The 13,261-nt window shown below is 47.8% G+C and carries 14 protein-coding genes; 8 read left to right on the forward strand and 6 right to left on the reverse strand.

Translation table 11 applies throughout. From position 1 onward, the window contains the following. Positions 1–37: 37 nt before the first annotated feature. A complete protein-coding gene (locus tag KNO76_RS03920; protein ID WP_214882755.1) occupies positions 38–1,438 on the reverse strand; it encodes an MBL fold metallo-hydrolase in 1,401 nt (466 codons plus the stop codon). Positions 1,439–1,473: 35 nt separating this feature from the next. Further along, positions 1,474–1,770 carry a rhodanese-like domain-containing protein gene (locus tag KNO76_RS03925; protein WP_214882758.1) on the reverse strand — a complete coding sequence of 99 codons (297 nt, stop codon included), beginning with the start codon at positions 1,768–1,770 and terminating at the stop codon, positions 1,474–1,476. Between the two features lie 115 nt (positions 1,771–1,885). Here KNO76_RS03925 and KNO76_RS03930 point away from each other — a divergent pair, with 115 nt between their 5' ends. Both KNO76_RS03930 and KNO76_RS03935 read left to right on the forward strand, forming a co-directional pair. Next, positions 1,886–2,260, forward strand: a complete 375-nt coding sequence (locus tag KNO76_RS03930) for a rhodanese-like domain-containing protein (RefSeq protein WP_214882760.1) — start codon at positions 1,886–1,888, stop codon at positions 2,258–2,260. A gap of 32 nt (positions 2,261–2,292) precedes the next feature. Further along, positions 2,293–3,072 carry a sulfite exporter TauE/SafE family protein gene (locus tag KNO76_RS03935; protein ID WP_214882762.1) on the forward strand — a complete coding sequence of 260 codons (780 nt, stop codon included), beginning with the start codon at positions 2,293–2,295 and terminating at the stop codon, positions 3,070–3,072. A gap of 43 nt (positions 3,073–3,115) precedes the next feature. On the opposite strand, the gene KNO76_RS03940 is transcribed toward KNO76_RS03935, so the two are convergent. The 3 genes from KNO76_RS03940 to KNO76_RS03950 all read right to left on the reverse strand — a co-directional run bounded on the left by KNO76_RS03940 (position 3,116) and on the right by KNO76_RS03950 (position 5,122). Further along, on the reverse strand, positions 3,116–3,310 hold the full coding sequence (locus tag KNO76_RS03940) for a hypothetical protein (protein ID WP_214882771.1): 195 nt from the start codon (positions 3,308–3,310) through the stop codon (positions 3,116–3,118). A gap of 164 nt (positions 3,311–3,474) precedes the next feature. After that, positions 3,475–4,212, reverse strand: a complete 738-nt coding sequence (locus KNO76_RS03945) for an ABC transporter permease (protein ID WP_214882774.1) — start codon at positions 4,210–4,212, stop codon at positions 3,475–3,477. Further along, a complete protein-coding gene (locus KNO76_RS03950; protein ID WP_214882777.1) occupies positions 4,190–5,122 on the reverse strand; it encodes an ABC transporter ATP-binding protein in 933 nt (310 codons plus the stop codon). Before KNO76_RS03950 ends, KNO76_RS03945 begins: the two co-directional genes overlap by 23 nt. 336 nt (positions 5,123–5,458) lie before the next feature. Here KNO76_RS03950 and KNO76_RS03955 point away from each other — a divergent pair, with 336 nt between their 5' ends. The 4 genes from KNO76_RS03955 (at position 5,459) to KNO76_RS03970 (ending at position 10,422) form a co-directional block, all read left to right on the forward strand. Further along, entirely contained in the window at positions 5,459–8,314 is a 2,856-nt protein-coding gene (locus tag KNO76_RS03955) for a 2-oxoglutarate dehydrogenase E1 component (protein WP_214882780.1), read from the forward strand. 18 nt (positions 8,315–8,332) lie between these two features. After that, the gene (odhB, locus tag KNO76_RS03960) at positions 8,333–9,607 is read left to right on the forward strand and encodes a 2-oxoglutarate dehydrogenase complex dihydrolipoyllysine-residue succinyltransferase (protein ID WP_214882783.1); all 1,275 of its coding nucleotides are present in this window, start codon (positions 8,333–8,335) and stop codon (positions 9,605–9,607) included. A 166-nt stretch (positions 9,608–9,773) separates the two neighbouring features. Then, the gene (locus KNO76_RS03965) at positions 9,774–10,094 is read left to right on the forward strand and encodes a hypothetical protein (protein ID WP_214882786.1); all 321 of its coding nucleotides are present in this window, start codon (positions 9,774–9,776) and stop codon (positions 10,092–10,094) included. A gap of 115 nt (positions 10,095–10,209) precedes the next feature. Beyond that, positions 10,210–10,422 (forward strand): hypothetical protein, encoded by a 213-nt coding sequence (locus tag KNO76_RS03970; RefSeq protein WP_214882788.1) that lies wholly within the window; start codon positions 10,210–10,212, stop codon positions 10,420–10,422. Between the two features lie 49 nt (positions 10,423–10,471). On the opposite strand, the gene KNO76_RS14150 is transcribed toward KNO76_RS03970, so the two are convergent. Further along, positions 10,472–12,064: a diguanylate cyclase domain-containing protein gene (locus KNO76_RS14150; protein ID WP_214882793.1), complete on the reverse strand. Its 1,593-nt coding sequence runs from the start codon at positions 12,062–12,064 to the stop codon at positions 10,472–10,474. A gap of 122 nt (positions 12,065–12,186) precedes the next feature. On the opposite strand from KNO76_RS14150, the gene KNO76_RS03980 reads away from it, so the two are divergent. Then, positions 12,187–12,843 (forward strand): DsbA family protein, encoded by a 657-nt coding sequence (locus tag KNO76_RS03980; RefSeq protein ID WP_214700569.1) that lies wholly within the window; start codon positions 12,187–12,189, stop codon positions 12,841–12,843. Beyond that, positions 12,844–13,257, forward strand: coding sequence for a disulfide oxidoreductase (locus KNO76_RS03985; protein WP_214882796.1), 414 nt, complete (start codon positions 12,844–12,846; stop codon positions 13,255–13,257). It abuts the gene before it with no gap. Positions 13,258–13,261: the final 4 nt, after the last annotated feature.

Genomic DNA, 13,261 nt, shown 5'->3' on the forward strand with positions numbered 1-13,261 from the left:
TCTCGAAGCGGGCGCCATATTTATGGTCAGTATAGCATTACTTGATTTGTTGAGCGTTCAAGACTGTCTTCATCGAACCGTAGCCACCCAAGATGTTATGGATGTCTTTGTAGCCGAGCGATTGAAGGACACTTGCCGCCATTCGTGAACGGACGCCTGATGCACAGTGAACCGCGATTGTTTTGTCTTTCGGAAGACCTTCATGATCACGTACGAGTTTACCGAGCAAGATGCGCTCTGCTTTTTCGAAATGGCTCGCGTTCCATTCTGTCGCGTTTCGAACGTCGAGGACGAAGACGTCACCTTTTTCGGCAGCTTCAATCGCTTCTTCTGCCGTCACGTCCGTATACGTTTCCGTCAAGAGCGATGCTTCGAGTTCTTCGACTGGAACGATGAAACGAAGACGGTCAAGACCGATTGATTGAAGATCCGTTTGCACTTGATCGATGTCCTCAGCACTTGCGATAACCGTGATGTCTTTGTCGAAGTTGACGAGCCAACCAGCCCATGAGACGAACTTATTGTTGTATGGGATGTTGATTGTCCCTGGTACGTGCCCGTTCGCGAAGTCCTCGCCTTTACGCGTGTCGACAACTTGTGTCTCTTCGACGAGTGTATCGAGACGATTCGATCCGATGACTTCAGGACGAGTGACTTCCGTCGTCACTTGAATCCCTTCTTTGTTCACTTTCTTCATCATCGCAAAGTAGTTCGGTGGTTCTGGCTGATCCGTTGTCAACTCTTTGATGAAGGCATCTTTGTCCGTCATTTGAAGCGCCCAGTTCGTCGCTTTTTCGTAACCGACCGTTGATGTTGGAATCGCACCGAGTGCTTTCCCGCAAGCGCTACCTGCGCCGTGTCCTGGCCAGACTTGAACGAAGTCTGGAAGAGCTAAGAACTTCTTGAGCGAATCAAACATTTGTTCTGCGCCGATTGCCGTCGTTCCTTTTACACCAGCTGCTTCTTCAAGAAGGTCAGGGCGACCGATATCTCCGACGAAGACGAAGTCTCCTGTGAAGATTCCCATCGGTTGTGTCTGGTTGCGGTCATAAAGAAGGAACGAAATGTGTTCCGGTGTGTGACCAGGTGTGTGCATGACTTCGAGTGTCACGTTACCGATTTTGAACGTCTCACCGTCTTTGACGAGTTGTGAATCGATGTCTTTCGCGAACGCATATTTCCATGAAGCATCGCCTTCATCTGAAAGATAGGCTTTTGAACCGGTGCGCTTCGCAAGTTCGAGTGAACCCGATACAAAGTCCGCATGGATATGCGTCTCTGCTGTCGCGACAATGTTCATTCCTTCTTTTTTCGCTTCTTGAAGGTAAGGTTCGATGTTTCGAGCTGGGTCGATAACAATCGCCTCTCCTGTCATTTGGCAACCGACCATATATGAAGCTTGTGCTAATTTTTCATCATAAAAATAACGTAATAACATGTGAATTTCCTCCTAATGAATAAAGTGATCTATTATTATTCGACGTCGCCTTGCCAGCTCATCATCCCACCGTCGACGTTCGTGACGTCGAACCCGAGTGAGTCGAGGTAAGCAGATGCGTTCATGCTACGTCCGCCGGCTGCGCAAATGACGTGAATCGGTTTAGAGCGATCGAGCTCATCGACTTTCGCCCCGAATTCAGAAAGTGGTACATTTTTCGCTTGTTTGATGTGACCCCCTGCAAATTCGTCCACCTCTCGCACATCGATGAGGTTGAGTGAGTCGTCTGCTTGAAGTAGCGCTTCTAATTCAGTAGTCGTAATCGTCTTCATGAGTCTTTGATCTCCTTTTCATGTTTAAGGTTTTTGGCAACGAGAATGTTTCGTCGGCTTTAATATACCCCATAAGGTATAATGAGCGCAAGTGAAAAGAATTGGAGGAGAAAAGATGAAGAAAATTTCCTTATTTGTCGGAATTTTAGCTGTTATCGCAATTTTTATCTTTGTAATCACATCAGAAAAGGATGGAATTACAAAAATCGACGTCAAAACTCTACAAAATAAATTGGAAAAAGAGGAAATAACGCTTCTTGATGTACGTGAAGTATCGGAATACAATGGGGGGCATATTGAGGGGTCGGTGAACGCACCACTTTCTTCATTAGCTGCAGAGCAATTACCTTATCCGAAAAATGAGCCGATTTACGTCATTTGTCGGAGTGGTAACCGAAGTGCACAGGCTGCTAGTCAGTTACAGAGTGCCGGATATTCAGAAATCTATGACGTGTCTGGCGGTATGATGGCTTGGGAAGCTTCTGAATAAGAGGAGAATACGAAATTAATGGAGGAGTCTATATGGAGTTTGGGTTTATCATAACAATCTTTTTAATTGGATTTATCGGGTCGTTTATTTCTGGAATGGTCGGAATTGGTGGGTCCATCATTAAATATCCGATGTTGTTATACATTCCACCGCTTTTAGGGTTTGCTGCATTCAGCGCACACGAAGTTTCAGGAATCAGTGCGATTCAAGTATTCTTTGCAACTATCGGTGGGATTTACGCTTATCGTAAAGGTGGATACTTAAATAAGCAATTGATTCTCTACATGGGTGTAGCAGTATTGATTGGTAGCTTTATTGGAGGGTATGGATCGACGATTCTTTCGGAGACGATGATCAATGTTGTTTACGCTGTACTCGCCACGATTGCCACAATCATGATGTTCTTGCCGAAACCGCAAGTGGATGATATGCCACTCGACCAAGTGCAGTTCAACAAAGTGATCGCGGCAAGCTCTGCCTTCATCGTAGGGATCGCCGCAGGAATCGTCGGAGCGGCAGGGGCATTCATTCTCATGCCAATCATGCTTGTCGTCTTACGCATCCCGACAAAGATGGCCATCGCGAGTTCACTCGCTATCACATTCATCTCATCGATTGGCTCGACGTTCGGTAAAATCATTACAGATCAAATCGTATGGGAACCGGCTATCATCATGATCATCGCGAGTCTGATTGCCGCTCCAATCGGGGCGAATGTCGGGAAGAATATGAATACGAAAGCACTCCAATGGATTTTGGCGTTACTCATCTTGGCGAGTACCATCAAAATCTGGAGCGATTTAATCGCTTAAAAAAATCACGATGCCTAGCGTGTAGGCATCGTGATTTTTTCGATTATTTCGTTATGAAATAGTAAAGCAGACCGAGTCCGATGAACGAGACGGGGAGCAAGATGATGTAGAGCCAAGATACCATCGACCAGCTCTTCTTTTGACTGTACGAGGAGCGGTCTTTCCCGAGACCGACCATGACCGTAAAAATAAGTGCGATCAAACAGACGAGCAATGCTAACCCGATTGTGAGAGCCATAATGTCACATCCTTCTTAAATGCTGTTACCTTCATCATATCGCATTCAGTTGAGAGACTTCTGACAGAATGTTGAGGTTATGTGACAAAGGATGTTGAAGTCATCACACATATAGAGACAAACAATAGTCCCTTCCGGTTCGCTTGAATCGAAAGGGACTATTGTTATTCCGCAAACGTTTTGCTGCGGAACATAAATGCCGTGATGAGATAGAAGGCGATGATGTGAAGGGCGACGTAGAAAATCGAGAAGCCCATCGTAGCGTCCATCGCTTTCATAAACTCAGGGTTGACTTCATAAATCGAAAGGTCCGTATGCAAGAAGACGACCCATTTCGCAAGTTCAGGTTTCCAGGCGACGAGAAGCCCACCGATAATACTTGAAGCGAAGTTTGCGAGCACCGTGAACCCGATGACGACACCGACCGACTTGAAGACGACCGAGAACATGAGCGTCAAGAAGATGATGAAGATTGGTCCGCTCACACTGATGAGAATCGGACGGATGACATCCCATGTGACAGAGCCGTCTAACGTGAGTGAGAACCCGAACGCGACGACTAAGATGAAGACGAATTGAAGCAACATGACGAGGACGGCCATGACGAGTTTCGACAATAAGATGCGGTCGCGAGAGTATGGGCTCATCAACAGATGTTTCAACGTATCAAATTTCAATTCGTTCCCGACCATCTCGGCTGTGAAGACGATTGAAAAAATACTGAGGAAGGCGATGGCGCCCATCGTTGAGAATTCAAAGAATGACGCAGCTTCTGGGTTTCCTTCTCCACTGGCTAATACAGCGTATACGATGAGGATGATTGCCGTGTATACACCTAAGGCGACATATGGTTTAATCGTACGACGCCATTTCATCCATTCATTGCTGAGTAATGAACGCATTGTTCGTACCTCCTTCTTTTTTCGTCAATTTCAAGAATTGTTCTTCGAGCGACTCGTGTTTCATCCCAATCTGATAGACGGCGATATTACGCTCAATCAACTGTTTTAATAAGACGGGAATATCCGTTTCCTGACGTGGCACGATAAACGACTCGGCAGATTGCTGGACGATTTTTACATCATCGAAGGCGAGTGCCGCGACGTCGAGTGCCTCGTTCATCTGCTCCTTGGCAACTTTACAGAGGATGACGCTGTCAGCCTTCGTCTGTCCGTCTTCCACTGATTTGATTTGTCCTTGGTCAATGATTGCGAAGCGGTCCGTAATCAATTCCATCTCACTCAACAAATGACTTGAGATGAGGATGGCGATCCCGCGATGGTCAGCGAGGTGGCGTAAGTAATTCCGAAGGTCGGCGATTCCAGCTGGGTCGAGACCGTTCGTCGGCTCATCTAAAATGAGAACTTTTGGATTATGCAACAAAGCACGGGCAATCCCGAGACGTTGCTTCATCCCGAGCGAGTACTGTTTCACTTTCATCTCGAGTTTTCCGTCGAGACCGACGAGTGCGCCGAGCGCGTTCAAGTCGACTTTTTTCAAATTCGGGATCAAGTTCATGGCATGAATCAAGTTTTCTCGTCCTGTCATGTACGGGTAAAACGCTGGATTCTCGACGATGGCACCGATTCGGCTCAGCGCCTCTTGGCGACTGTTCGCGACGTCATATCCGTCGACGGTTACGGTCCCGTGAGTGGCCGGCATGAGACCTGTGATAATACGTATCGTTGTTGTCTTCCCCGCGCCGTTTGGGCCGAGAAAACCAAAAATCTCACCTGGAACGACATCAAAACTGACATTCGTCAAAACCGTCGCTTTTCCCATTTTCTTGTGAACATTCTGTACGGATAACATGTTGTCACCTAGCTTTCTTTTAAATGTGTTATTGTGCTTCCTACATCCCCTTCTACGGGCTTGTTTGAAATAAGGTTTCATCTTTTTTTGAAATTTTTGAAACAAATGCTTGTGACACAATTTATCGATAAGCAAAACTTATTGAAATAGTATGGACGAATTGTGAATTTGTAAGGGTCTTTCCGCCATGAAAGGTGTAGTATGAAGTTGAGCGTAAGAGGCAAGATTTTGTTTTGTTCACTAGGTTAAGAGATAAGTGAACGGCTTCGGGCTACATGTTAAAATGAAAGCGTTCACAGATAGAACGTTTAGGAATGGATAAGGGGGATTTATTCAATGGGAGAGTCGTCGAATGTCCACGAGAAATCGCAAGCATTTTATGGTCCTAACTTAGGCTACATCATTGAACTGTACGAGCAATATTTGGAAGACCCATCAACGGTCGATGAGGAGACGCGTCGATACTTTGATGAGAACGGGGCACCGGAAACGTCGTCACCTTCTGAAATGCCGGTCTCGGGTCCATCGTTTGATTTGGAGAAGGTCGTCTCGGCGACACGACTCGTCAACGATATTCGTGCGTTCGGTCATAAAGCAGCCGATATTTATCCGCTGAAAGACCATCCGCGCGAGCAGGAGTTGTTCGAACTGTCACGCTATGATTTGACAGAAGAAGACTTAAAACAAATTCCGGCCCGTCTTCTTTCAGACGATGCACCAAAACCAAACGCGAGTGCGTTAGAGTTATTCCGTCACTTGCTTGATGTTTATACAGGAACGGTCGCCATCGAACTTCGTCACTTAGACGATATGGAAGAGAAGAAGTGGATTCGCCGCCAAGTCGAACAAGGTGCGTTGATGCAAAAATTCTCAAAAGAAGAAAAAGTAGAATTATTCACACGTCTTGCTGAAACGGAACTGTTTGAGTCATTCCTTCATAAAACATATGTCGGACAAAAACGCTTCTCGATTGAAGGATTGGATGCGATGGTGCCACTTCTCGATGCGATGGTTGGAGGACTCATCTCGAGCGGTTCTGAACATATCAATATCGGAATGGCCCACCGTGGACGTTTGAATGTACTTGCCCACGTACTCGGCAAGCCGTACGAGATGATTTTTGCAGAGTTCCAGCACGCACCGAACAAAGAATTGATTCCATCTGAAGGGTCAATCGGCATCAACTTCGGTTGGTCAGGCGATGTAAAATATCACCTCGGTCTTGATCGGAAAGTGGTCGAACAGCAAAAAGAAGTCCGTCTCAACTTGGCGAACAACCCGAGTCACCTCGAATTTGTCGGCTCCGTTGTTGAAGGTTACACGCGTGCCGCGCAAGATAATCGGTCCGAAAAAGGATCGGCTGTACAGCACGACGATTTGGCAGCCTCAATCTTGATTCACGGAGATGCGGCCTTCCCAGGACAAGGAATTGTCGCTGAGACGCTCAACATGACGAACTTGACGGGTTACCGTACAGGTGGGACGGTTCATGTCATCGCCAACAACACAATCGGTTTCACGACGGACCCGAACGATTCACGTTCGACGCGTTACGCGAGTGATATCGCCAAAGGATATGAAATCCCGGTCTTACACGTGAATGCGGATGACCCGGAAGCGTGTGTCGCCGTCGCGAAGTTGATCAGTGAGTATCGTGCCAAATTCCATAAAGATATCTTAGTCGATTTAATCGGATATCGTCGTTACGGTCACAACGAAATGGACGAACCGATGAACACGAACCCTGTTCTTTATAAAGCGATCAAGGGACATCAATCTGTCCGTCACGTCTATGCTGCACAGCTTGAAGCAGAAGGCGTTATGACGAAAGAAGAGAAAGCGCAAGTTGAACAAAACATCGAAGAGGCGCTCAAAGCAGCCCGCGACCTTGTTCCTCCTGAAGAAGTGGACGCGGACATCGTCTTGCCGGAAGCTGTCCATAAAGGATTCCCAAAAGTCGACACGACTGTAGAGCACGATCTGCTCACTCAATTGAACGAAGAGTTGCTTGACTGGCCAGAAGGGTTTGGTGTCTTCCATAAGCTTCAAAAAGTACTCGACCGTCGTCGCGAGGCCTTCAACGAAGGTGGAAAAATCGACTGGGGTCACGCGGAAACGCTCGCCTTCGCTTCAATTCTTTCAGATGGTACGCCCGTACGCTTGAGCGGTCAAGATTCGGAACGTGGAACGTTTGCACAACGAAACATCATGTTGAACGATGTCGAATCAGGGAAGAAGTTCTCGCCACTCCATCAATTGTCGACAGCGAAAGCGTCGTTCTCGGTCTATAACAGCCCACTTTCAGAAGGATCGGTGCTCGGTTTTGAATATGGCTATAACGTATTTGCACAAGACACGCTCGTACTGTGGGAAGCACAATATGGTGACTTTGCGAATTCGGCTCAAGTCATGTTTGATCAGTTCATCTCAGCGGGACGTGCGAAATGGGGTCAAAAATCAGGCCTCGTCATGCTCTTACCACACGGATACGAAGGACAAGGACCGGAGCACTCGAGTGCTCGGATGGAGCGTTACTTGACACTAGCCGGGGAGAAAAACTGGACTGTCGCAAACCTTTCGTCAGCGGCACAGTACTTCCATATTTTACGTCGCCAAGCCGAGATGCTCGGAAAAGAAGAGATTCGTCCGATGATTATCATGACGCCGAAGAGCCTGCTCCGTCATCCACTCGCCACATCACCAGTCGAGGCGTTCACGGAAGAGGGATTCAAACCGATCATTGAACAACCAGGTCTCGGTGAGAGCACCGAGCAGGTGGAACGTCTCGTCTTCTGCACAGGAAAGATGGCAATCGATCTCGCAGAAGCAGTCGGCAAGTCAGAGGAATCACTCGACTTTCTCCATATCATCCGTGTCGAAGAAATTTATCCGTTCCCGGTACGCGAGATTCGTGACGTTATCAGTCGCTATCCGAACGCGCGTGAAATCGTCTGGGTACAGGAAGAACCGAAAAATATGGGAGCTTGGTCATACATCGAGCCCCGCCTTGAAGCGGTCACAACGAATCGCCTCGACGTCCGTTACATCGGTCGTCGCCGTCGTTCAAGCCCGGCTGAAGGAAATCCGACAGCCCATAAACAAGAACAAGCACGCATCATCCGTGAAGCACTCGCTCGTGACGTCGTCTCGAGCGGTGCAGGCACGAGCACATATCAAAAAGATCGTAAATAAGTTAAGGGGGAACTCATTGTGATCGAAATCAAAGTACCGGAATTAGCAGAGTCCATTACGGAAGGAACGGTCGCGACATGGCTCAAACAGCCGGGCGACCAAGTTGAAAAAGGGGAAGCCATCGTTGAACTCGAGACAGATAAAGTCAATATCGAAGTCCCGGCTGACGAAGCGGGTGTGTTAGAAGAACAACTTGCCGGAGAAGGGGATACGGTTCAAGTCGGTGAAGTCATCGCACGTCTCGGTTCAGGTTCTGGCGGTGGAACGGCTGTCGCGACGAAGACGAAGACAGAAAACGCGGCAGAAACGAAAGCAGAAGCGCCGACTGAGAAAAAGACAGAGTCTGTCGAAGAAGGCAAGAAAGTCGAGAAGCGTGAAGAGCACGTCGCAAGCCCTGGTAAAGGACCGATCGCGACACCGGCTGCACGTAAGCTTGCTCGTGAGAAAGGCATCGACCTTTCAGCCGTTCAAACGAACGATCCAATTGGGCGCATCAACGTACACGATGTTTCGAAACATGAAGACAAACCAGCTGTGAAAGAACAAAAACCGGCTGCTGCAACACCTGCACCACAACCTGCCGCAAGTGGCAAAGAAGAAGAGCGCATCAAGATGACGCGTCGCCGTCAGACGATCGCGAACCGTCTCGTCGAAGTGCAACAGACGGCAGCGATGCTCACGACGTTCAATGAAATCGATATGTCGGCGGTCATGGCACTTCGTAAACGTCGCCAAGAGAAGTTCGTGAAAGACAACGATGTCAAACTCGGCTTCATGTCATTCTTCACGAAAGCAGCGGTAGCAGCGCTCAAACGTATGCCTTACTTGAACGCTGAAATCCAAGGTAACGAAATCGTCTTGAAGAAATATTACGATATCGGGATTGCCGTATCGGCTCCAGACGGTCTCGTCGTGCCGGTCGTCCGTGAGGCGGACCGTAAAAACTTCGGGGAAATCGAAAAAGACATCCTTCACCTCGCGGATAAAGCGCGTAACAACAAGCTCGGATTAAGTGATCTGACAGGTGGTACGTTCACGATCACAAACGGGGGCGTGTTCGGTTCACTTCTTTCAACGCCAATCTTGAACGGACCGCAAGTCGCCATCCTCGGGATGCACTCGATTCAACTCCGCCCAGTCGCCATCGATGCGGACACGATGGAAAACCGTCCGATGATGTACGTCGCGCTCTCGTATGACCATCGAATTGTTGATGGTCGCGAGGCTGTGACATTCCTCAAACACATTAAAGATATGATTGAAGATCCAGAACAGTTGTTGTTCGAAGCGTAAGAAGAGAAAGTACTCGCTCCTATCTCGGGGTGGGTACTTTTTTATGTGAGGTTATAATCAAACCCTTTTTATGGAATTTTTAGCAAGTTATATATGTTATCCTTGATAGAGTGAATCAATAAAAGGGCGTGAATGGTAAATAAAATGGAGAAAATGGTTTCTTTGGATGGGACTTGTCTTAGTTGTCATTGTCGTTGCTACATATGCATTCTATCAGTATTGGATGAGGCCAAATCCAGCTGAACTCGACCGTGAACAGTTGACGGAAGAAGAATACACTCGTGCACTCGAATTGATTGATACCATCAAAGAGGAAGACCCATTCGGACGGCGTCAAAACGTCACGCGCCGCATCAACCCGCAAGAAACGACGGGACTCGACTTTGACGACCCCAAAAAATTGAACAATGGGAATCTCGTCGAAGCAATGCATCTGATGACCATCAAAAAATATTGGCGACAGAAAAAGCGGGTGCAATCCCGATGACGCATAAAAATCTGAAAGAGGTTCGTGAATATTTGGAGTTGTTGCACGATCAAAATAAAATCAAAAGCGTGACTATCTTCAACTTGGCCGAATCATCGAGCGATGGGAAAAAGCCATGTTTGATGAGATTGACAAAGAACAGGACGTTTTGTTAGAGGAAATGTATGCCGCAATCGGATTTTCGAATGGACTGTCGACACGTGCAGAAGAAGAGTTGTTCATCTTGAATAACTTTGGGGAGGAATACGTGTATACGATGGATTTGGAGCCGATGCCAGAAGAGGAAAATGAGCAGCAGGATGACATGATAACGGAAACTGAAGAGTAAAAATGAAAAGGAGTTCAGCATGAACTCCTTTTCATATGGGCGCCCAAAATTATTCGAACAATTCGTGGAACGAAAGCTGTTGTTTCCCGTTCGCTTTTGACCGATACAAAGCGTCGTCCGCTTGTTCGATGGCGACATGTGGTGGTTCAGGTGGCGACCAAATCGATGCACCAATACTTGCCCCAACAGAGATGAAAGTAGTGTCAATCGTCACCGGTTGTGAGAGCGTGTCGATTACCGATTTACCGATTTGATGAATTTCTTCAACCGAACATTCACGTCTCGGGAACATGAGGAAAAATTCATCTCCGCTCAATCGGACCGGGTATAACTCATCGATTGTAAGTGTTCGGAGTCGTTGTGAAATTTCGACTAACAACGCATCCCCGACCGCATGGCCATATGTATCGTTCACCGCCTTGAACCCGTCGAGATCGAGATAAAAGAAGACATGTGTCTCTTCTGAATCATATAGTCGATTCAACTGTTCCCGTAAAGCAACGCGGTTCGAGAGCCCGGTCAACGCATCGCGATTCGCAAGTTTCTCAAAGTGTACCCGTTCCGACTCCGATTCGGTGAGGGAAGTGACGAGTGATTCCAAGGCGAATGCGAGCGACTCGATCTCTTCGATTCCGGACTGATGTGGAAATTTATTGGCTTTCCCTTGTTCCATGAGCGAAGCCGTTTCAGTGATTCGCTTCAACGGTCTCGTCACGATAGAAGCGAGCAGCCAACCGAGGACAGCCGTCACAAGAGATGCGAACAAACCGATCCACAGGATTCTCGTTTCAAGTGTCTCGACCGGTGCGAACGCGACTGCTGCCGGCTGACGGACGACGACACGCCAACCGAGTCCAGGATATTCATCATACCCTTCTCCGATGGACATGCCCGTCAGATAGTCCTGACCATCTTCCCATTTTTTTACGGTTGCTCCTTCTGTAAACGATACGAGAAGTGGTTTTCCGACCATGTCGTCTGGGCCGAGGAGTACAACGTTGTCTCGTTCACTGACGACGAATAAATCCGTATCATCGACTTGTTCATGGAGCGTCCGATTGAAATGTCCGAGCACTTCTTTTCCCCAGGCCCAGCTCAAATGAGTGGCAAGCACCCCTTGAAACGTCCCGTCTTGAAATAACGGGACACTGATATCGACGAATTGGAGCGGTTCCCCCGTCGGATTCGGCAATAATTCAGCTAAGAGGACCGCCTCGTGAACGTCTCCGATAAAGGGGGCAACTTGCGCTTCAAGATATACCGGACGTTCGGCAATCGAGGTTCCTTCAAGAATCCCGTTCGTTGAAGCGACGACGGTCCCGTCCGCATCCGTTACACCCATCCATGAGAATGCCGGGATGTTCGATTGGACTTGATCGAGAAGTCGTCGTGTTTCGTCCGGCTCCTCTAAATCAAGTCCTTGCAAGAGTTGAACTTCTTGATAACGTGACCACATATAAAAGTCGAGTTTGTCCGCCAATTGATGCGAGGTCGTGGAGAGTCTTTCCCCGATTTCTTGTTCAAGCGAGTCAGACGCCCGGTGACTGATCAGGGATGTGAGTGCGATCGTCAGTAAAAAGACAAGCGTGGCAATGCTAAGCGCCAAAATGAGACCGAGGCGCATCGTAAAAGACTTGATCATGCGAGAAAAACCTCCTAAAGCTTGAAATGAAGAGAATTATGAAAAACGAGTCGAACACATGATAGGTGTAAGAGCTTCCGCTATAATGAAAGACGAGTCGAAAATAAATAGAGGTGAAGAGAATGAAAAAGAATCAATGGTTGGTCGTCATGACCATCGTCGCGGTCGCATTGATTGCAATCGTGTTCGTCTTGCTCAATCAAGATGAGTCGGCAACAGTCGATCGAGGCGATCATGTGTCCATCGAAGGGCAACCGACGCTTGGGGACCCAGAAGCGAAAGTCTCAATCGTCGAGTTCGGAGACTATAAATGCCCATCATGCAAACAGTGGGGCGACACAATTTACCCGCAACTGAAAGCGGATTATCTTGACAAGGAAGACGTCAGCTTCAGCTATATTAACGTCTTGTTCCATGGACAAGAATCAATTTTGGCATCACTCGCTTCCGAATCAGTATACGAGCAAGACCCTGAATCGTTCTGGAAGTTCCATAAAGCGCTCTACGACGCGCAACCGGCTTCTCAGCAACACGACAACGCATGGGTGACCGTCGAGAAGTTGAAGGAGATCGCGAGCGAGACGACATCGGTCGACTTGGCAAAACTTGAGCAAGACCTTGGAGAAGAATCGACCGTACTCGAAAAAGTCAGCAAGGACGATGGTCTTGTGAAAGAGAACGGTGTGCAATTCACACCGTCAATCATGATCAATGGTGTGATGCTCGAAGACCCGTTCGATTATGAACAAATCCAACAGTTGATCGAGCAGGACCTATAAATGAAGTCATTTCACGAAAAATATGGCTTGTATCTCGCTTGGCTCGTCTCTTTGACGGCGACGCTCGGCAGTCTCTACTTCAGTGAGATCCGGGAATTCGTGCCATGTGAGCTATGTTGGATTCAACGTATTTTTATGTATCCGCTGACGATCATCCTAGGGATTGCCGTCTTCACGGACGATCGGACGGTGCGGAAATATGTGTTACCGCTTACTATCATAGGTGGTTTCGTTTCATTTTACCATTACTTGGTACAAAAAGTGCCGGGCTTTGCAGAAATTCAACCTTGTGCACAAGGGGTTCCGTGTAGCGGTCAATATATCAACTGGCTCGGGTTCATCACGATTCCGTTCCTCGCGTTGACAGCTTTCACGTTCATCACAATCTTGATGTGGAATGTCAAAAAGAGATAAGGAG

Source organism: Exiguobacterium sp. s101 (assembly GCF_018617835.1).
In the GTDB taxonomy this organism is placed as follows: Bacteria; Bacillota; Bacilli; order Exiguobacteriales; family Exiguobacteriaceae; genus Exiguobacterium; species Exiguobacterium marinum.